At 70.5% G+C, this 17,472-nt stretch carries 16 protein-coding genes; 7 read left to right on the top strand and 9 right to left on the bottom strand.

Annotated features, from left to right (window positions below; genetic code table 11):
• Positions 1-39: 39 nt before the first annotated feature.
• Together AB0N07_RS10600 and AB0N07_RS10595 are read left to right on the top strand one after the other, a co-directional pair.
• On the top strand, positions 40-1,053 hold the full coding sequence (locus AB0N07_RS10600; protein WP_365833853.1) for a helix-turn-helix domain-containing protein: 1,014 nt from the start codon (positions 40-42) through the stop codon (positions 1,051-1,053).
• The gene (locus AB0N07_RS10595) at positions 1,050-1,544 is read left to right on the top strand and encodes an LURP-one-related family protein (protein WP_365833851.1); all 495 of its coding nucleotides are present in this window, start codon (positions 1,050-1,052) and stop codon (positions 1,542-1,544) included. The genes AB0N07_RS10600 and AB0N07_RS10595 overlap by 4 nt, the downstream gene beginning before the upstream one ends.
• 19 nt (positions 1,545-1,563) lie before the next feature.
• Here AB0N07_RS10595 and AB0N07_RS10590 read toward each other — a convergent pair whose 3' ends face one another.
• Complete coding sequence (locus AB0N07_RS10590) at positions 1,564-2,361, bottom strand: carbon-nitrogen family hydrolase (RefSeq protein WP_365833850.1); 798 nt, start codon at positions 2,359-2,361, stop codon at positions 1,564-1,566.
• A gap of 179 nt (positions 2,362-2,540) precedes the next feature.
• Between AB0N07_RS10590 and AB0N07_RS10585 the strand changes: the two genes are divergently transcribed.
• Positions 2,541-3,365 (top strand): maleylpyruvate isomerase family mycothiol-dependent enzyme, encoded by an 825-nt coding sequence (locus AB0N07_RS10585; protein WP_365833849.1) that lies wholly within the window; start codon positions 2,541-2,543, stop codon positions 3,363-3,365.
• A 20-nt stretch (positions 3,366-3,385) separates the two neighbouring features.
• Here AB0N07_RS10585 and AB0N07_RS10580 read toward each other — a convergent pair whose 3' ends face one another.
• The 3 genes from AB0N07_RS10580 to AB0N07_RS10570 all read right to left on the bottom strand — a co-directional run bounded on the left by AB0N07_RS10580 (position 3,386) and on the right by AB0N07_RS10570 (position 6,284).
• Positions 3,386-4,141 (bottom strand): hypothetical protein, encoded by a 756-nt coding sequence (locus AB0N07_RS10580; RefSeq protein ID WP_365833847.1) that lies wholly within the window; start codon positions 4,139-4,141, stop codon positions 3,386-3,388.
• A gap of 176 nt (positions 4,142-4,317) precedes the next feature.
• Positions 4,318-5,625: an MFS transporter gene (locus AB0N07_RS10575; protein ID WP_365833846.1), complete on the bottom strand. Its 1,308-nt coding sequence runs from the start codon at positions 5,623-5,625 to the stop codon at positions 4,318-4,320.
• Positions 5,622-6,284, bottom strand: coding sequence for a GntR family transcriptional regulator (locus tag AB0N07_RS10570; protein ID WP_365833845.1), 663 nt, complete (start codon positions 6,282-6,284; stop codon positions 5,622-5,624). The genes AB0N07_RS10575 and AB0N07_RS10570 overlap by 4 nt, the downstream gene beginning before the upstream one ends.
• A 210-nt stretch (positions 6,285-6,494) precedes the next feature.
• Between AB0N07_RS10570 and AB0N07_RS10565 the strand changes: the two genes are divergently transcribed.
• The gene (locus tag AB0N07_RS10565; RefSeq protein ID WP_365833844.1) at positions 6,495-7,397 is read left to right on the top strand and encodes a D-alanyl-D-alanine carboxypeptidase; all 903 of its coding nucleotides are present in this window, start codon (positions 6,495-6,497) and stop codon (positions 7,395-7,397) included.
• A gap of 74 nt (positions 7,398-7,471) precedes the next feature.
• Positions 7,472-8,125: a methyltransferase domain-containing protein gene (locus AB0N07_RS10560; RefSeq protein WP_365833843.1), complete on the top strand. Its 654-nt coding sequence runs from the start codon at positions 7,472-7,474 to the stop codon at positions 8,123-8,125.
• Positions 8,126-8,304: 179 nt separating this feature from the next.
• On the opposite strand, the gene AB0N07_RS10555 is transcribed toward AB0N07_RS10560, so the two are convergent.
• From AB0N07_RS10555 to AB0N07_RS10540, 4 genes are all read right to left on the bottom strand, one after another.
• Positions 8,305-9,708 carry a dihydrolipoamide acetyltransferase family protein gene (locus tag AB0N07_RS10555; RefSeq protein WP_365833842.1) on the bottom strand — a complete coding sequence of 468 codons (1,404 nt, stop codon included), beginning with the start codon at positions 9,706-9,708 and terminating at the stop codon, positions 8,305-8,307.
• A 10-nt stretch (positions 9,709-9,718) separates the two neighbouring features.
• Positions 9,719-10,720, bottom strand: a complete 1,002-nt coding sequence (locus AB0N07_RS10550) for an alpha-ketoacid dehydrogenase subunit beta (RefSeq protein ID WP_365833841.1) — start codon at positions 10,718-10,720, stop codon at positions 9,719-9,721.
• A gap of 1 nt (position 10,721) precedes the next feature.
• On the bottom strand, positions 10,722-11,909 hold the full coding sequence (gene pdhA, locus AB0N07_RS10545) for a pyruvate dehydrogenase (acetyl-transferring) E1 component subunit alpha (protein ID WP_365833840.1): 1,188 nt from the start codon (positions 11,907-11,909) through the stop codon (positions 10,722-10,724).
• A gap of 331 nt (positions 11,910-12,240) precedes the next feature.
• A complete protein-coding gene (locus AB0N07_RS10540) occupies positions 12,241-13,845 on the bottom strand; it encodes a protein kinase (protein ID WP_365833839.1) in 1,605 nt (534 codons plus the stop codon).
• 334 nt (positions 13,846-14,179) lie between these two features.
• On the opposite strand from AB0N07_RS10540, the gene AB0N07_RS10535 reads away from it, so the two are divergent.
• Complete coding sequence (locus AB0N07_RS10535) at positions 14,180-15,814, top strand: protein kinase (protein ID WP_365833838.1); 1,635 nt, start codon at positions 14,180-14,182, stop codon at positions 15,812-15,814.
• Between the two features lie 91 nt (positions 15,815-15,905).
• Here the strand turns inward: AB0N07_RS10535 and AB0N07_RS10530 are convergent, their stop codons facing one another.
• Positions 15,906-16,442, bottom strand: coding sequence for a bacterial proteasome activator family protein (locus AB0N07_RS10530; protein WP_365833837.1), 537 nt, complete (start codon positions 16,440-16,442; stop codon positions 15,906-15,908).
• Between the two features lie 615 nt (positions 16,443-17,057).
• On the opposite strand from AB0N07_RS10530, the gene AB0N07_RS10525 reads away from it, so the two are divergent.
• Positions 17,058-17,465 (top strand): hypothetical protein, encoded by a 408-nt coding sequence (locus AB0N07_RS10525; RefSeq protein WP_365833836.1) that lies wholly within the window; start codon positions 17,058-17,060, stop codon positions 17,463-17,465.
• Positions 17,466-17,472: the final 7 nt, after the last annotated feature.

Genomic DNA, 17,472 nt, shown 5'->3' with positions numbered 1-17,472 from the left:
GCGGTGGCCCGGCGGTCGCACGAGTGCTAGAAATCGCATATGCCGCAAGGATCCTCGCAGCGCCGTCCCCACTCACGCCCGCACAAGGTCGCCGTGATCGTCGATGAGGGCACCAACCCCTTCGAAGTCGGCGTCGCCACCGAACTCTTCGGGCTGCCGCGGCCCGAACTGGGGCTCCCCGGCCCGCTCTACGAGGTGACGTTGTGCACGCCCACCCCCGAGGTGCGCATGAACCACGGCTTCTTCACCCTGACCGGGGTGCCCGGCCTGGACGCCGTGGACGACGCGGACACGCTCGTCGTGCCAGGCCGCCCCGACAACGTCGTACCGCGCGGCGCCGCCGTACTGGACGCGATCCGCCGCACGCATGCGCGTGGCGCCCGCGTCCTGAGCCTGTGCACCGGCAGCTTCGCCCTCGCGGAGGCCGGGCTGCTGGACGGCCGCCGGGCCACGACGCACTGGATGTGGGCCGACGTCTTCCGCGAGCTGCACCCACAGGTCCGCATGGAGCCGGACGTGCTCTTCGTCGACGAGGGCGAGGTCCTCACCGCGGCCGGCAGCGCGGCCGCCCTCGACCTCGGCCTGCACCTCGTACGCCGGGACCACGGCGCCGAGATCGCCAACGCCGTCTCGCGGCGGCTGGTCTTCGCCGCCCACCGGGACGGCGGGCAGCGGCAGTTCGTGGAGCGGCCGGTGCCGGACGTGCCGGACGAGTCGCTCGGCCCGCTGCTGGCGTGGGCGCAGGAGCGGTTGGGGGAGCCGCTGACGGTGGCCGGTCTCGCGGCCCGCGCGGCCGTCTCCCCCGCCACGCTCCATCGCCGCTTCCGGGCGGAACTCGGTACGACTCCACTGGCCTGGCTGACGGGGGAGCGGGTGGCGCTCGCCTGCCGGCTGATCGAGCGCGGGGAGGAGCGGCTGGACGTGGTGGCCGCCCGGAGCGGCCTGGGGACCGCCGCCAACCTGCGCGCGCTCGTGCGGCGCGAGACGGGACTCAGTCCGTCGGCCTACCGGCGGCGTTTCGGACCGGCCACCGGGGAATCGGTGACGGTATGAGATTCCTCGTACGCGACCGGCTCCTCGGCATCGGTGACGACTACTGGATCGAGGACGAGCACGGCAACAAGGTGTTCCTCGTCGACGGCAAGGCCATGCGGCTGAGGGACACCTTCGAGCTGAAGGACACCCAGGGGCGCGTCCTGATCGACATCCACCAGAAGATGTTCGCCCTGCGGGACACCATGGTGATCGAACGGGACGGCGAAGCCCTCGCCCGCATCAAGCGCAAACGCCTGTCCCTGCTGCGCCACCACTACCGGGTCTCCATGGTCGACGGCACGGAACTCGACGTCAGCGGCAAGATCCTCGACCGCGAGTTCGCCATCGAGTACGACGGCGAACTCCTCGCCGTCGTCTCCCGCCGCTGGCTGCACATCCGGGAGACCTACGGCGTCGACGTCGTACGGGAGGACGCGGACCCGGCGCTGCTGATCGCGGTGACGGTCTGCGTGATCCACCTGGCGGAGAAGGAACGGGAGGACGACTGACGCCCGCGGCCGCCCGGGGCTAGAGGACCCGGTCCTTCAAGGCCGGGAACTGCTCCCGCGTCGTCGCGACCTTCGCCGGATCGAACTCCACGGTGAGGATCTCCTCGTCCGCCCCGGCCTCCGCGAGGACCTCGCCCCACGGATCCACCACGATCGAGTGACCCGCCTGCGGAACTCCCGCATGCGTCCCGGCCGTTCCACAGGCAAGCACGAACGCCTGGTTCTCGACCGCCCGCGCCTGGGCCAGCAGCGTCCAGTGCGCCCGGCGGCGCTCCGGCCAGCCCGCCGGGACGACCAGGGTCTCGGCACCGGCGTCGACGAGACCGCGGAAGAGCTCGGGGAAACGGAGGTCGTAGCAGGTGGCGACGCCCACGGTCGTCTCGGGCAGACGGACCGTCACCAGTTCCCGCCCCGCGCCCATCAGCACGGCCTCGCCCTTGTCGAAGCCGAAGCGGTGGATCTTGCGGTAGGCGGCGGCCAGATCACCGGAGGGGGAGAAGACGAGAGAAGTGTTGTAGAGCGGCCCCGAACCCGCGGCGGAGCCGCTTTCGGATGCAGCCCGCTCGGGGATCGAGCCCGCGTGCAGCCACACGCCCGCGTCGCTCGCGGCCTTCGCCATCGCCTCGTACGTCGGCCCCTCGAGCGGCTCGGCCTCGGTGCCGAACTCCTCGTAGGCGAAAGCGCCGGTCGTCCACAGCTCCGGCAGCACGACCAGATCGGCCCCGGCCTGCTCCCGTACCAGCGAAGCCACCCGCCGCCGACGCGATTCGACCGATTCGCCCTCGTCTACGGCGATCTGGATCAGAGAAGCGCGCACACTACCACCGTCCTGGCATTCGAGCCGTCCACTCGGGCCTACGATCGTCACACGAAAGCACTGCCGGGGTGCCTCACAGCAGCGTAACTTAGCGTTTCAAGACACCCGCCGAGTGCAGCCACCTCCCGCTGGCAACGCTGCCACCAACCGCCCGTGTACCGACCGAGGGGTCCCGTTCCGTGAGTCTGCATCCCACCCTCCAGCCCTACGCCGACGCCTGGACCCACTCCATCGAAGCGATATCCGAGCTGGTGGGACCGCTTGTGGAGGGGGAGTGGAACCGGCGGACGCCGTGCCCCGGGTGGTCGGTCCGTGACGTCGTCTCCCATGTCATCGGCCTGGACTGCGAGATGCTCGGCGACCCGCGCCCCATCCACACCCTGCCGCGCGACCTCTTCCACGTCACCAACGACCACCAGCGCTACATGGAGATGCAGGTCGACGTCCGCCGTCACCACACGGCGCCGGAGATGACGTCCGAGCTGGAGTACGTGATCATCCGCCGCAACCGCCAGCTGCGCAACGAGTCGCGCGACCCGGGCACCAAGGTGCGCGGGCACCTCAGCACCGAGCTCACCCTCGAAGAGTCCATGCGCGCCCACGCGTTCAACGTCTGGGTGCACGAGCAGGACCTGAGGGCGGCCCTGGGCCGCCCCGGCAACCTCGACTCCCCCGGCGCGCACATCGCCCGTGACGTGCTCCTCGCCGAGCTGCCTGCTGTCGTGGCCGAGAAGTCGGACGCGCCGCGCAGTTCGGCGATCGTCTTCGACGTGCACGGCCCGGTCGAGTTCCTGCGCACCATCCGCGTCGACATCCAGGGCCGCGGCACCCTCGAAACCGCCCCCGCCCTCGGCCCCGCCGCCACCCTCACCCTCGACTGGGAGACGTACGTACGCCTGGCCTGCGGCCGGGTGACCCCGCAGGGGGTCGCGGACCGGGTGAAGGCGGAGGGTGACCCGGAGCTCACGGCGGCGATCCTGCGGAACTTCACGGTGACGCCGTAGCGCCTCCGGGGATCCGGTGATCAGCGGTCCTCGGTGACGGTCGTGGCGACACCGCCGCTGATCACGACCTTCGCGGAGACACCCTTCTTGGCGGCGGCCTCCAGCTGGTCCAGGGTGCAGCGCGACGACCCCGACGACCCCGGGGCGCCGCAGATGGTGCCCGCGCCGTACACCTTGGTGCTGTCGGCGACGAAGAACGCCTGCTCGACGCCCTTCATGTCGGACACGGTGAACTTGCCCGGCGCCAGATAGCCGACGTTGCCGAGCCAGGTGCCGCTGACGCCCTTGGTGCCGGTGCCACTGCCTGCGCCGTGACGTTCGCGGACGACCGTGGCGACGCCCTTCCTGATCGTCACATCGGCGGGGACGGCCGCCTTCCTGGTGGCCGTCTCCAGCTGGTCCAGGGTGCAGTGCGAGCCGCCGCAGATCGTGCCGGCGCCGTGGACCTGGGTGTCGGTGGCGACGAAGAACGCCCGGTCGGTCTTTCCGGGCACGGCCACGAGGTACTTGCCCGGGGCGAGATAGCTGACCGTGCCCCCGGTGATGGTTGCGTTCACGCCCTGCTGGGACTTCGACGCGTTCCCGGCGGTGCCCGAGGAGCCGGAGGGGCCGGACGTCCCCGAGGTCTTCGAGCTCCCCTGTGGCGTGGCCGTCGTGGACGCCGAGGTGTCCGCGGAGCTGCCCTTGCCGGTGGAACCGTTCTGACAAGCCGTCATCAGCAGGCCGGCCGTGATCGCGGCGGTGACGAGGGCGGTCTTGCGCAGGCGGCGGTTCATCAGGAGGTTCCCTTCAAGAGCGAGGACTGCGTTCGAGGCGTTCGATGCACTCGCTGACTATGAGGGACCGCCGGCCCCCGGGGTCACGTCCGTCCTCGCTTCACGACACCGCTGTCACACGCCCATGACACGGCAACACCTGGGCTGTGAAGGTCCGTCGCAGTGAACCGCCCGCTTCACGCGGGCACATGCACCGTCTCCACCCGGCTCGCCACCAGCCGCTCCCGCTCCCGCCGGGCGACCCGCCCCCGCAGCCGCAGGATCTGGCTGACCCCGAGCGTCTGGAGCACGAACACCGCGGAGAACGCGACCGTGTAGTCGTCGCCGGTGGCGTCCAGCAGCACGCCGATCGCGAACAGTGTCGTCATCGAGGCGACGAAGCCGCCCATGTTGGTGATCCCGGAAGCCGTGCCCTGCCGCTCCGCCGGGTTGGCCGGCCGGGCGAAGTCGAAGCCGATCATCGACGCCGGACCGCACGAGCCGAGCACCGTGCACAGCACGATCAGGAGCCACATCGGCGCCCGGTCGGCCGGGTAGGCCAGCGTCGCCGCCCACACCACCGCCGTGGCCGCCACGGTCCCGAGCGCAAGCGGCAGCCGCGCCGCGTGGTGCCGGGCGATGATCTGGCCGTAGACGAGTCCCACGACCATGTTCGACAGGACGACCAGGGTGAGGAGTTCACCGGCCGTGGCCCGCGACAGGCCCTGCGCCTGCACCAGGAAGGGCAGCCCCCACAGCAGCAGGAACACCATCGCCGGGAACTGGGTCGTGAAGTGCACCCACAGCCCGAGCCGTGTTCCCGGCTCCCGCCAGGAGGCCGCGATCTGCCGCCGTACGTACGCGGCGCCCTGGTGCGGGAACGGCTCCGGCTCGTATCCCTCGGGGTGGTCCTTCAGGAACAGCAGGAGCAGGACGAGGACGGCGACTCCGGCCAGCGCGCTGCCCGCGAAGGCGGCCGTCCAGCCGACGCCGTGCAGCAGCCGGGCCAGCACCAGTGTGGAGACCAGGTTGCCCGCCATCCCGGCCAGTCCCGCGAGCTGCGCGACCAGCGGCCCGCGCCGCGCCGGGAACCAGCGGGTGCCCAGCCGCAGCACGCTGATGAACGTCATCGCGTCACCGCAGCCGAGCAGCGCACGCGAGGCGAGGGCCATGCCGTACGAGGGCGAGAACGCGAAGCCGAGCTGACCGGCCGTGAAGAGCACGACCCCGATGGTCAGCACCTTCTTGGTGCCGAGCCGGTCCACCAGCAGGCCGACGGGTATCTGCATGCCGGCGTAGACGAGGAGTTGCAGGATCGAGAAGGTCGACAGCGCGGAGGCGTTGACGTGGAAGCGGTCGGCGGCGTCGAGGCCGGCTACCCCGAGGGACGTACGGAAGATGACGGCGACGAAGTAGACGGAGACGCCGATGCCCCAGACGGCCATCGCGCGCCGGCCGCCCGGCGGGTCACCCGGCAGGGTGGTCGTGGCGGACGAGGACCTCATCGGACCTCACCTCGCGCCAGGTGCGAGAACCAGCTGACGTGCCGGTGCACGACCCCGACCGCCTGCTCCGCGTCCCCCGAGCGCAGCGCCTGAAGGATCTCCTCGTGCTCGGCGAGGCTCTTGGCGATCCGGTCGGGATGGGAGTGCATGATGGCGACGCCCATGCGCAACTGCCGGTCCCTGAGCTGGTCGTAGAGCCGGGAGAGGATCTCGTTGCCCCCGCTGCGGACGATCTCGGCGTGGAAGCAGCGGTCGGTGACGGCCGCCCCGGCGAGGTCACCGGCGGCGGCCTGCGCCTTCTGCTTCGCCAGCAGTTCCTCCAGCCGCTCGACGAGTCCGGCGGGGGCGGGCACGGCCTTGCGCGCCGCATGCTCCTCCACCAGCAGCCGGGTCTCCACCACGTCCGCGATCTCCTGCGCGGACACGGGCTGGACCAGGGCGCCCTTCTTCGGGTAGAGCTTGATCAGCCCTTCCACCTCAAGACGCAGCAGCGCCTCGCGCACCGGGGTGCGGGACACCCCTACGGCCTCGGCGAGTTCACCCTCGGTGAGAAGGCTCCCACCCTCGTAGCGGCGCTCCAGGACGCCCTGCTTGACGTGGGCGTAGACGCGGTCGGCGGCGGGTGGTTGCTTGGCGGTCAGGGTCCCCGGGCTGCTCATGCGAACAGGATAGATACAACACGTACCCATGAGAGGGCTCGTCCACCATGCGGACGGATCGCCGTCGGCGGATTACTGCTTACGGGAACCCGCCTCTGCAGCCACACAACCTTCTGTGCTACTTACGTGTCACACACGTGCGGCCCCAGCTTCCTTGCACGCTCAACTCGGCCGCACGCCAGGGGCATTCGACACAATCGGGGTAAACACTTGATTACCGGCATTCCGGGCAGCCGTGTCCGCAGAGCCGCCGCCGTCACCGTGACGGCCGGCGCCATGCTCGCGACCGCCGCCCTCACCGCTGCGCCCGCGCAGGCCGTCACCGCGCCCACGATCGTCGCCAAGGGCGGCTACGTGATGAACGACGCGAACGCCAAGACGCTGTACACGAAGGCAGCGGACACCAAGCGGTCCACCGGCTCCACCACGAAGATCATGACCGCGAAGGTCGTGCTCGCGCAGCCGAACCTGAACCTCGACGCCAAGGTCACGATCCAGAAGGCGTACAGCGACTACGTCGTCGCCAACAACGCCTCGCAGGCCCACCTGATCGTCGGCGACAAGGTGACCGTCCGTCAGCTGCTGTACGGCCTGATGCTGCCGTCCGGCTGCGACGCCGCGTACGCGCTGGCCGACAAGTTCGGCTCGGGCACCACCCGGGACGCGCGCGTGAAGTCGTTCATCGGCAAGATGAACAAGGCCGCGTCGGACCTGCACCTGACGAACACGCACTTCGACTCGTTCGACGGCATAGGGAATGGCAACAACTACTCGACGCCGCGCGACCTGACGAAGATCGCCAGCAGTGCGATGAAGAACTCCACGTTCCGTGCGGTCGTGAAGACGAAGTCGTACACGGCGAAGACCGTCACCAAGACGGGCAGCATCCGCACGATGAACCCGTGGACCAACACCAACGGGCTCCTCAGCAGCTACAGCGGCACCATCGGCGTGAAGACCGGCTCCGGCCCCGAGGCGGGGTACTGCCTCGTCTTCGCCGCCACCCGGGGCGGCAGGACGGTCATCGGCACCGTCCTCTCCTCCACGTCCATCCCGCAGCGCGAGGCGGACGCGAAGAAGCTGATGACCTACGGGTTCGCGCAGCTCGGCTGACCCGGATCACGACAGGAACAGGGAGGGCCCCTCGCCGACGGCGAGGGGCCCTTCGCCCCGTCTAGAGTCGCCGGATGACCGAGCCCTCCTACCTCACCGCGGTCCGGGAGTCCTACGACACCGTCGCCGCCGACTACCTGAAGCAGGTCAAGCGACCAGCCGAACTGGATCCGCTGTCACGCTCGTTGCTGACCGCGTTCGCCGAGGCCGTGCGGGAGGACGGCGGCGGACCCGTCGCGGACCTGGGCTGCGGCCCGGGCCTGGTGACGGCGCACCTCGCCGGGCTGGGGCTGTCCGCCTTCGGCGTCGACCTGTCCCCGCGGATGATCGAACTGGCCCGACAGAACCATCCCGGCCTGACCTTCACGGTGGGCTCGATGACGGCACTGGACATCGAGGACGGCTCCGTCGCCGGCATCCTCGCCTACTACTCCACCCACCACACCCCGCCGGACCTGCTCCCGCTCGTCTACGGCGAGTTCCAGCGGACCCTCAGGCCCGGTGGCCTGCTCATGCTGGCCGGTCATGTGGGAGCAGGCGAGTGTGTCCGGCGGGCGCAGGCCTACGGCGGGCATCCGGTCTCGTACGAGTCCCATCGGCTCCCACCGGAACAGCTCGTGGAACTCCTGGAGCGGGCCGGGCTGGTCGTCACGGCACGGGTGGTGCAGGAGCCCGAGGGGAGCGGAAGGCCACAGATCGCCACGCTGCTGTGCCGCCGCCCCCTGTGACCGAAGGAGCCGCGCACCCGGGACGGGCACACGGCTCCTGACGGCTGCGCCCGCCGAGCCGGGCCGGGCCGGCGGCGAAGTCCGCCGCGGTTCGCCGGCGTCCCGAAAGGGCGCCGGGCTGTCGACCATGCGGCTCCGCCCCGCGGCGGAGCCGCACATCGGTACAGCCGGCGGAGCGGCTAGGCCCAGGTGATCAGCCGCTTCGGCTGCTCCAGGATCGCCGCCACATCGGCCAGCACCTTCGAGCCCAACTCGCCGTCCACCAGGCGATGGTCGAAGCTCAGGGCCAGCGTCGTGACCTGACGTGGTTTCACCTTGCCCTTGTGGACCCAGGGCTGGAGTTTGATCGCACCGATGGCGAGGATCGCGGATTCGCCGGGGTTGAGGATGGGGGTGCCGGTGTCGACGCCGAAGACGCCGACATTGGTGATCGTCACCGTGCCGCCCTGCATGGCCGCCGGGGAGGTCCTGCCCTCCCTCGCCGTCGACACCAGCTCGCCGAGGGCCTCGGCCAGTTGCGGGAGCGTCTTGTCGTGGGCGTCCTTGATGTTCGGGACGATCAGGCCGCGCGGGGTGGCCGCGGCGATGCCCAGGTTGACGTAGTGCTTGAGCACGATCTCCTGGTTCGCCTCGTCCCAGGACGCGTTGATCTCCGGGTTGCGCTTGATGGCGACCAGGAGGGCCTTGGCGATCAGGAGCAGCGGGTTGACGCGCAGTCCCTGCAGGTCCTTGTCCTGCTTCAGCTCCTCGACCAGCTTCATCGTGCGGGTCACGTCGATCGTCACGAACTCCGTGACATGCGGCGCCGTGAACGCCGAGCCCACCATCGCCGCCGCCGTCGCCTTGCGCACGCCCTTGACCGGGACACGGGTCTCACGGGCCGTGTCGTACACCGGGACCGGCGCCGGGGGTGCGGAAACAGCGGGAGCCGTCACCGGCTCAGCGGCCGGCGGTGCCACCGCCGCGTGGACGTCCTCGCGCGTGATGATGCCGTCCGGGCCGGACGGGACCACGGTCGCGAGGTCGACACCCAGGTCCTTCGCCAGCTTGCGCACCGGCGGCTTGGCCAGAGGGCGCGGCTTGTCTGCCGTACCCGCCGAAGCGGCCGCGGCGGCCGGCCCATGGCCGTTGAGCTCCTTGTGGATCGCCGTCGAGGCCTCCGGGACCGCGACCTCGGGGCCCTTGCGCGGGCGGCGCTTGGTGGAGGACGCGGCGACGCCGTAGCCCACCAGGACCGGCTGGCGGCCGGAGCCCTCCGGCTTCTTCTCCTCGACGGGGGCAGCCGGAGCTGCGGCCTGGGCCGGGGCGGGCACCGCGGCCCCTCCCGACACGTCCACAGCGATGATCGGCGTGCCCACGTCCACCGTGGAGCCCTCGGGGAAGTGCAGGTCGCGGACCACCCCGTCGTACGGGATGGGCAGCTCCACCGCCGCCTTCGCGGTCTCGACCTCGCACACCACCTGCCCGTCGGTGACCTGGTCGCCGGGCTGGACGTACCACTTGAGGATCTCGGCCTCGGTGAGGCCCTCGCCGACGTCCGGCATCTTGAACTCGCGTACGGACGCTTCCGTCATCGTCGTCACGACCCTCTCCTCAGTACGCCAGGGCGCGGTCGACGGTGTCGAGCACCCGGTCCAGGCCCGGCAGGTACTCCTCCTCCAGGCGGGCCGGCGGGTACGGGGCGTGGTAGCCGCCGACCCTGAGGACCGGTGCCTCCAGGTGGTAGAAGCAGCGCTCCGTGATGCGGGCGGCGATCTCCGCGCCCGAGCCGAGGAACACCGGCGCCTCGTGGACGACGACCAGGCGGCGCGTCTTCTGCACGGACGTCTGGATCGAGTCGAAGTCCAGCGGGGAGATCGAGCGCAGGTCCAGGACCTCGAGGGACTTGCCCTCCTCGGCGGCCGCGGCGGCGACCTCCAGGCAGAGCTTCACCATCGGGCCGTACGCGACGAGCGTCAGGTCGGTGCCCTCACGGACGACCTGGGCCTTGTGCAGCGGACCGGGGATGGCCTCGCCCGCGGCGGAGCCGCTGGTGGACCACGTGACCTCGGCCTTGTCCCAGTAGCGGCGCTTGGGCTCGAAGAAGATCACCGGGTCGTCGCACTGGATGGCTTGCTGCATCATCCAGAACGCATCCGAGGCGTTCGAGGGAGAGACCACCTTCAGGCCCGCCACATGTGCGAAGAGCGCCTCGGGGGACTCGGAGTGGTGCTCCACCGCGCCGATGCCGCCGCCGTAGGGGATGCGGACGACGACCGGGAGCTTGACCTTGCCGAGCGAGCGCGCGTGCATCTTCGCGAGCTGCGTGACGATCTGGTCGTAGGCGGGGAAGACGAAGCCGTCGAACTGGATCTCCACGACCGGACGGTAGCCGCGCAGGGCCAGACCGATGGCCGTACCGACGATTCCGGACTCGGCGAGCGGGGTGTCGACGACCCGGCTCTCGCCGAAGTCCTTCTGCAGGCCGTCCGTCACACGGAAGACACCGCCGAGCTTGCCGACGTCCTCACCCATGATCAGGACCTTGGGGTCGGACTCCAGGGCGCGGCGCAGCGACTCGTTGATCGCCTTGGCGAGAGCCATCTTTTCGGCCATCTCAGTTGCCCCCCTCATCCGCGAACGACGCCTGGTAGGCGGCGAACTGGGCTCGCTCCTCGTCGACGAGCGCATGCCCGTCCGCGTACACGTTCTCGAAGATGGCGAAGTGGTCCGGGTCCGGCATGGCGCGGACCGCCTCACGCACTCGTTTGCCCAACGCCTCGCTCTCGCCCTCGAGTTCCGCGAAGAATCCCTCGTCCGCGTGGTTTGAAGCCTCCAGGTACCGGCGGAGGCGCAGGATCGGGTCCTTCGCCTCCCAGGCCTCGCGCTCCTCGTCGGCCCGGTACTTCGTCGGGTCGTCGGAGGTGGTGTGGGCGCCCATGCGGTACGTGTACGCCTCGACGAGCGTGGGTCCCTCACCGCGGCGGGCCCGCTCCAGGGCCCACTTCGTCACCGCGAGGCAGGCCAGCACGTCGTTGCCGTCGACCCGGACGCCGGGGAAGCCGTAGCCCTGCGCGCGCTGGTAGAGCGGGACGCGGGTCTGCTTCTCGGTCGGCTCGGAGATCGCCCACTGGTTGTTCTGGCAGAAGAACACCACGGGCGCGTTGTAGACCGCGGAGAAGGTGAACGACTCGGCCACGTCGCCCTGGCTGGAGGCGCCGTCACCGAAGTAGGCGATCACCGCGCTGTCCGCGCCGTCCTTGGCGACGCCCATGGCGTAGCCGGTGGCATGCAGCGTCTGGGAGCCGATGACGATCGTGTACAGGTGGAAGTTGTTGCTGTTGGGGTCCCAGCCGCCGTTGTTCACGCCGCGGAACATGCCCAGCAGGTTGGTCGGATCGACCCCGCGGCACCAGGCGACGCCGTGCTCGCGGTAGGTCGGGAAGACGTAGTCGTCCTCGCGGGTGGCCCGCCCCGATCCGATCTGGGCGGCCTCCTGGCCGAGCAGCGAGGCCCACAGGCCCAGCTCGCCCTGGCGCTGCAGGGAGGTGGCCTCGGCGTCGAACCGGCGGGTGAGCACCATGTCGCGGTACAGGCCGCGGAGCTCATCGGGGGTGATGCCGGCGACGTACTCGTCGTACACAGCGTTTTCTGCGTGCTTGACGCGCTCGCCCTCGGGCGTCAGCAGCTGTACGAGCTCGGGGTCGGTGCTCGGCGATTTCCTTGCGGTGGTCGTCTTGCCGGCCGTGCTCTTGGTACCGGCGCTGCGTCGCGGCTTGCGCGCGGCAGTGCTCTCCACGGTCACGTGTGCTCCTCCGTCGGTCCGGCATCCCGGGTTCGCCGGGATGCCAGTGCGGCTCGCCTGAAGCCCTACGGGCGCACGGGGTGGGTGCGGCCCGGTCGGGGACAGGCGTGACAGGTGCCCCGGCGAGCGCCCTGCAAAAGGCACGTTACCCAGTGCTCCACATTTCTGTGAAACCCCTCCTGACCTGCAATTTTGCTTGGATTTCCAAGTAAATCGCGAAAGTCGGGAACATCTCCTGGTCACAGCCTTGCAGGGGGCCGGAACAACGGCACGTTATCCCGGTGACCCACGTCACGGGAAGACTTCACCTCGGGCGAGCCCGGGCGACTGATCAGCCGCCGACGCCCGACGTGACCCCTGTGGTGCCGCCGTTTCCGGTGCCCGCGTCCGTCCCCGGGTCCGTCGGTTGGACCGACGGCGGGGTCGACGGGGGCGAGTCGTCCGTCGGGTCCGCGGTGGTCGGCTGGTCCGTCGGCTGGGTGCTCGGCCGGCTGCTCGGGGTGTGGGACGGGCTGTACGACGGCGTGCGCGACGGCGTGTAGTTCCCGGTCCCGGAGCCGGCGCCGGTGCCGTTGTCCGTGGACGTGTCCGTCGGCTGGTCGGTCGCCTGGTCGGTCGGGGACTCGGTGGCCGTGTCGTCCTTGGTGCTCTGCGAGGTGGTCGGCGAGTGCGTGGTACCGCCGCCGCCATTGCCGCCACCGGTGGTCTTCAGCGCCAGCGCCACACCCGCCGCGATGGCGATGATCGCGAGCACCGCGAGGATCCACAGCTTGCCGCGGCCGCTGCCCTTGTTGCCGCGCCCCTCGAAGCCGCCGTCGTCCCCGCCGCCGTAGCCGGCGGGCAGGATCGGCTGCGGGATCTGCGTCGTACCGGAGGAGCCGCCGGGGTGCGGCAGCACCGTCGTGCCGGCGAAGCCCGCCGCAGGCGTGTGCCGGCCCTCGTGCACGGCGACCGGGCCGGTGTTCCAGGTGCCGGTGTGGCCGCCCTGGTCGTACAGCATCTGCAGCCCGTACTGGACGAGGCCGCGCATCTCCTCGGCGGTCTGGAAGCGGTCGTCCGGCTCCTTGGCGAGCGAGCGCATGACGAGGCCGTCGAGCTCCGGCGGCACGGTGTCCAGGACCTCGGAGGGCGGCGTCGGGATGTCCTGGACGTGCTGGTAGACCACCGACAGCGGGGTCTCACCCGTGAACGGGGGCCGCAGCGCGAGGAGTTCGTAGAGGAGGCAGCCCGTCGCATACAGGTCGGAGCGGTGGTCGACGGCCTTGCCGAGCGCCTGCTCCGGGGAGAGGTACTGCGGCGTGCCCATGACCATGCCGGTCTGCGTCATCGTCGACTGCGCGCCGTGCAGGGCACGGGCGATGCCGAAGTCCATCACCTTCACCGCACCGGTGTGCGTGATGATCACGTTCGCCGGCTTGATGTCGCGGTGCACGATGCCGTGCTGGTGCGAGTAGGCGAGCGCCTCCAGCACACCGGAGACGATGATCAGGGCCTGCTCGGGACCGGGCGCCTCGGCGTTGATCAGCAGGTCGCGGATGGTGCGGCCCTCGACGATCTCCATCACGATGTACGGGACGCTCTGGGCGCCCCCGGTGCCGTAGCCGCCCGGCACCGTGTCCTCGCCCGAGTCGTACACGGCGACGATCGCGTGGTGGTTGAGGCCGGCCACCGACTGGGCCTCGCGCGTGAAGCGGGCCTTGGAGACCGGGTCCTCGGCGAGGTCGGCACGGAGTAGCTTGACCGCGACGGTGCGCCCGAGGCGCACGTCCTCCGCGGCGAAAACCTCTGCCATGCCGCCCCGGCCGAGTCTGCGGGTCAGCCGGTACCGGCCGTCCCCGACCAATCCGCCGTTCCCCCACATTTCCGGCGCATCTGACATACCGCCGCCAGTCGCCTCGGGGTCGGACGGGCCCTGGGCGCGCTGCTGCTGTGCCATCAGTCCTCGCCGTCGTTTCTGCCCGCGGTGCGCGCGGTGTTGTTACGGTCTCCGTCGGCCACGCTACAGCCTCAACGCAAGCCGCCGGTCCGAGAAGGGGGCCGGAACCGGCACAGGACGGACCGGCCATCAAACCGTCACCCCGCCAGTCCGTGCAAGTTCTGTGTACCGCCCGTACAGCCTCTGTAACGCTCGCGCGACGCTTCTATCGCGTACGGTCACGGATCGGGCACCGAGCTTGACGTGTCAGTGCCCTGGGGCAGACTTGGCCGGGAATAGCACTTTGGATCATCGGCAGTCAACGGCGCCTCAAGGCCCACGGGGGAAGCGGAACATGAGCCAGGACGGCGCACAGGGCTGGTATGCGGGGCGGGCGCTCGCCGGCGGCCGCTATCAACTGCGCGACCTGCTCGGCGAGGGCGGCATGGCCTCCGTGCACCTGGCCTACGACTCCGTGCTCGACCGCCAGGTCGCGATCAAGACGCTGCACACCGAGCTCGGCCGCGAACAGGCCTTCCGCGAGCGCTTCCGCCGCGAGGCCCAGGCCGTGGCGAAGCTCACGCACACCAATATCGTCTCGGTCTTCGACACCGGCGAGGACAGCCTGGATGGCATGACCACGCCGTACATCGTGATGGAGTACGTCGAGGGCCGCCCGCTGGGCTCGGTGCTCGACGAGGACGTACGGCAGTTCGGCGCGATGCCCGCCGACAAGGCGTTGAAGATCACCGCGGACGTTCTCGCGGCGCTGGAGATCAGCCACGAGATGGGCCTGGTCCACCGGGACATCAAGCCGGGCAACGTGATGGTCACCAAGCGCGGCGTCGTCAAGGTGATGGACTTCGGCATCGCGCGCGCCATGCAGTCCGGTGTGACGTCCATGACACAGACCGGCATGGTCGTCGGCACTCCGCAGTACCTGTCGCCGGAGCAGGCTCTGGGGCGGAGCGTGGACGCCCGGTCCGATCTCTACTCGGTCGGCATCATGCTGTTCCAACTGGTCACCGGGCGGCTGCCGTTCGAGGCGGACTCGCCGCTGGCGATCGCGTACGCGCATGTGCAGGAGGAGCCGGTGGCTCCTTCGTCGATCAACCGGGCGCTGCCTCCCGCGGTGGACGCGCTGGTTGCCCGCGCGCTGAAGAAGAACCCGAACGAGCGTTTCCCGAGCTCCGAGTCGATGCGCGACGAGTGCCTGCGGGTGGCCGCGTCCGTGCAGGCCGCCCCGCCGAGCATCGTGCCGGGCACGCGCCCCCAGAGCGGCTCCGGCGTCGGCTCCGCGGTGTTCCCGCCGGTCCCTCAGGCGCCCCAGGCGCCGCCGGGCCCCGTGCAGGCGCCGTACCAGGCGCCCCAGCCGCCGACCCCGAATCCGTACAGCGCGCCGACGCCGCCTCCTTCTCCGGCGTACGGCTACCCGCAGCAGGGCGGCTACCGGACGCCGTCCCCGTATGCGCAGCCGCAGACCCCACCGCCGTACAACCTCACGCCCCAGCAGCGGCCCTCCGGTCCCCCGGGCGGCGGCAAGAACAACAAGTCGGTGGTCATCGGCACGATCGTTGTCTCGATCATCGCCGTCGGCGGCCTGATCGCGGCCCTGGCGCTCAACGGCGGTGGGGGCGGCGGAGGCGGCGGCGAGGGCAGCGGCGGCAGCAGCCCGGACCCCACGACGACGCACGCGGCGGACTGGCGCGGACCGGACACCACCAAGGTGATCGACTCGACGGAGTGCACGGAGCCGCAGGAGTCGTACACCGACGCGAACAAGATCCAGGTGCCCGACTTCCGGTTCAAGTACATCGAGTCGGTCAAGGAGTGCGCGAAGGCCGCGGGCTGGTCGCTGGTGGTCAACGACTACAACGAGAACACGTACGGCGAAGGCGCGGTGATCGACCAGACTCCCGAGGCCGGCTCGGACGTCGACCCGGACAAGGTCAAGATCACGCTCGACGTCTCGACGGGCAACCCGTCCTGACCCCCGGCGCGCAGACGCCCTCATGACGAAGGGCCCGACGGCTTCGGCCGCCGGGCCCTTTCGCCCACGTCACTACAGGTCGTCCGCGCGACTACAGGTACGGTCCGCCCGAGCGGCCGGCCGTGGGGCCGTCCTCGCCCAGCTCGTGGCCGACGCCCGGCGGCAGCGCGCGCCGCATCTGCTCCAGCTGGGCCCGCGCGGCCATCTGCTGGGCGAACAGCGTGGTCTGGATGCCGTGGAAGAGGCCCTCCAGCCAGCCGACCAACTGGGCCTGCGCGATGCGCAGTTCGGCGTCGCTGGGCGTTCCGTCGTCCGTGAAGGGCAGCGAGATCCGCTCCAGTTCCTCGACCAGCTCCGGCGCCAGCCCGTCCTCCAGCTCCTTCACCGAGCTGCGGTGGATCTCCTTGAGCCGGGCCCGGCTCGCCTCGTCCAGGGGAGCGGCGCGCACCTCCTCCAGGAGCTGCTTGATCATGCTGCCGATCCGCATCACCTTGGCCGGCTGCTCGACCTGCTCCGTCACCGGGATCTCGCGGGAGTCCTCGTCCCCGCCGCCGATCGCCATGCCGTCCTGGCCCACAACCAGGATCTGGGGGTTCTCCGGTGACCTGTCGTTCCTCGGCATCTCCATGCCGCCATTCTCTCGCACGTGTGCATCTCATCACCGTGGTGCCCCCTGTGGAGGGTGATCCACCGTTTACAGTGCGGGAGTTTCCCTCACGGCGCGTGGCTTTCCGTCCTCGAGAACCGGGGGAAGTCCAGCCGGCGGATCTCGGCCTCCGTGTGGCAGATGAGCTGCACGAGTACGCACGGGACGCGCGAACCAGGCCCGCAGCACGTGCCGGCGCTCCGCCTCGACGGCGTTCCGTACCTCGACGCCGGTTGCCCGGACCGCCAGCACCGGCCCTGATCGCCAGTTCGTCGCACAGAGGCCCGTCCCGGTCAGCGTGAGCGCCGGCAGCCCGTGACGAATCGACATACCCGGATTGCGCAGCGGGTTCGGTTTTTTGGCGGAACCCGGAATGCCGGAAGTAGTGGCGAATGTGACGCTTGGGGCGTGAATCCATGGTTGCGTGCTTTGAAGGGGGCCGGACTGGTGGTGGGGGCGGGGGCGGGCGTACTGGTGTTTCCGCACGGGGGTGGTGCGTCGTACGGGGCTGTTGCGTCCTACGGCGGTGCGGCGACACACGGGAGCGTTTCGACGCACGGGGCCGTTTCGACGCACGGGACGCACGACGCCGGCCGCATGGCTGCTGAGGGAGCCCCTGCGGCTGCTACCCGAACTGCCTCGGCGTCTGCTTCCCCCTCCTCCACTGCCTCCCCGGAGCCCTCCCGCGCCGGAAGCCGTGCGGGCGAGGGCCGGGAGCGGCCGGGGCGGCGGGAGACGGCGGACGAGTCCGCGGCCGCCCCTTCGGACGAGGGCGACGAGGACTCGTCCCAGGACGGCGAGGCGGACACGGGGCAGGCCGCCTCGGCGTCGCCGCCCGCGGAGGCGGGCCTGGTGCCCTCCAAGCCCGCGCAGCGCCCCCGCGACCAAGCCGCCGAACAGCCCACCGAGCCCGTCCTGCGAATCCTGCCCCTGGGCAGCGGTCTGGTCCTGATCGGCCTCGGTCTGGGCCTCGCCTTCATCGGCCTGCGGATGCGGCGGGCGTAGAGGCGTG

This window comes from Streptomyces sp. NPDC051172 (genome assembly GCF_040682555.1).
Classification (GTDB): domain Bacteria; phylum Actinomycetota; class Actinomycetes; order Streptomycetales; family Streptomycetaceae; genus Streptomyces.
This window is presented reverse-complemented; position numbering and strand designations above follow the sequence as displayed.

Bases quoted from the DNA above. Each gene is read 5' to 3' on its own strand.
- AB0N07_RS10540 (WP_365833839.1), bottom strand. From the start codon at position 13,845: ATGGCACAGCAGCAGCGCGCCCAGGGCCCGTCCGACCCCGAGGCGACT.
- AB0N07_RS10570 (WP_365833845.1), bottom strand. From the start codon at position 6,284: ATGAGCAGCCCGGGGACCCTGACCGCCAAGCAACCACCCGCCGCCGAC.
- AB0N07_RS10575 (WP_365833846.1), bottom strand. From the start codon at position 5,625: ATGAGGTCCTCGTCCGCCACGACCACCCTGCCGGGTGACCCGCCGGGC.
- AB0N07_RS10525 (WP_365833836.1), top strand. From the start codon at position 17,058: ATGGCTGCTGAGGGAGCCCCTGCGGCTGCTACCCGAACTGCCTCGGCG.
- AB0N07_RS10530 (WP_365833837.1), bottom strand. From the start codon at position 16,442: ATGGAGATGCCGAGGAACGACAGGTCACCGGAGAACCCCCAGATCCTG.
- AB0N07_RS10600 (WP_365833853.1), top strand. From the start codon at position 40: ATGCCGCAAGGATCCTCGCAGCGCCGTCCCCACTCACGCCCGCACAAG.
- AB0N07_RS10535 (WP_365833838.1), top strand. From the start codon at position 14,180: ATGAGCCAGGACGGCGCACAGGGCTGGTATGCGGGGCGGGCGCTCGCC.
- AB0N07_RS10550 (WP_365833841.1), bottom strand. From the start codon at position 10,720: ATGGCCGAAAAGATGGCTCTCGCCAAGGCGATCAACGAGTCGCTGCGC.
- AB0N07_RS10595 (WP_365833851.1), top strand. From the start codon at position 1,050: ATGAGATTCCTCGTACGCGACCGGCTCCTCGGCATCGGTGACGACTAC.
- AB0N07_RS10580 (WP_365833847.1), bottom strand. From the start codon at position 4,141: ATGAACCGCCGCCTGCGCAAGACCGCCCTCGTCACCGCCGCGATCACG.
- AB0N07_RS10560 (WP_365833843.1), top strand. From the start codon at position 7,472: ATGACCGAGCCCTCCTACCTCACCGCGGTCCGGGAGTCCTACGACACC.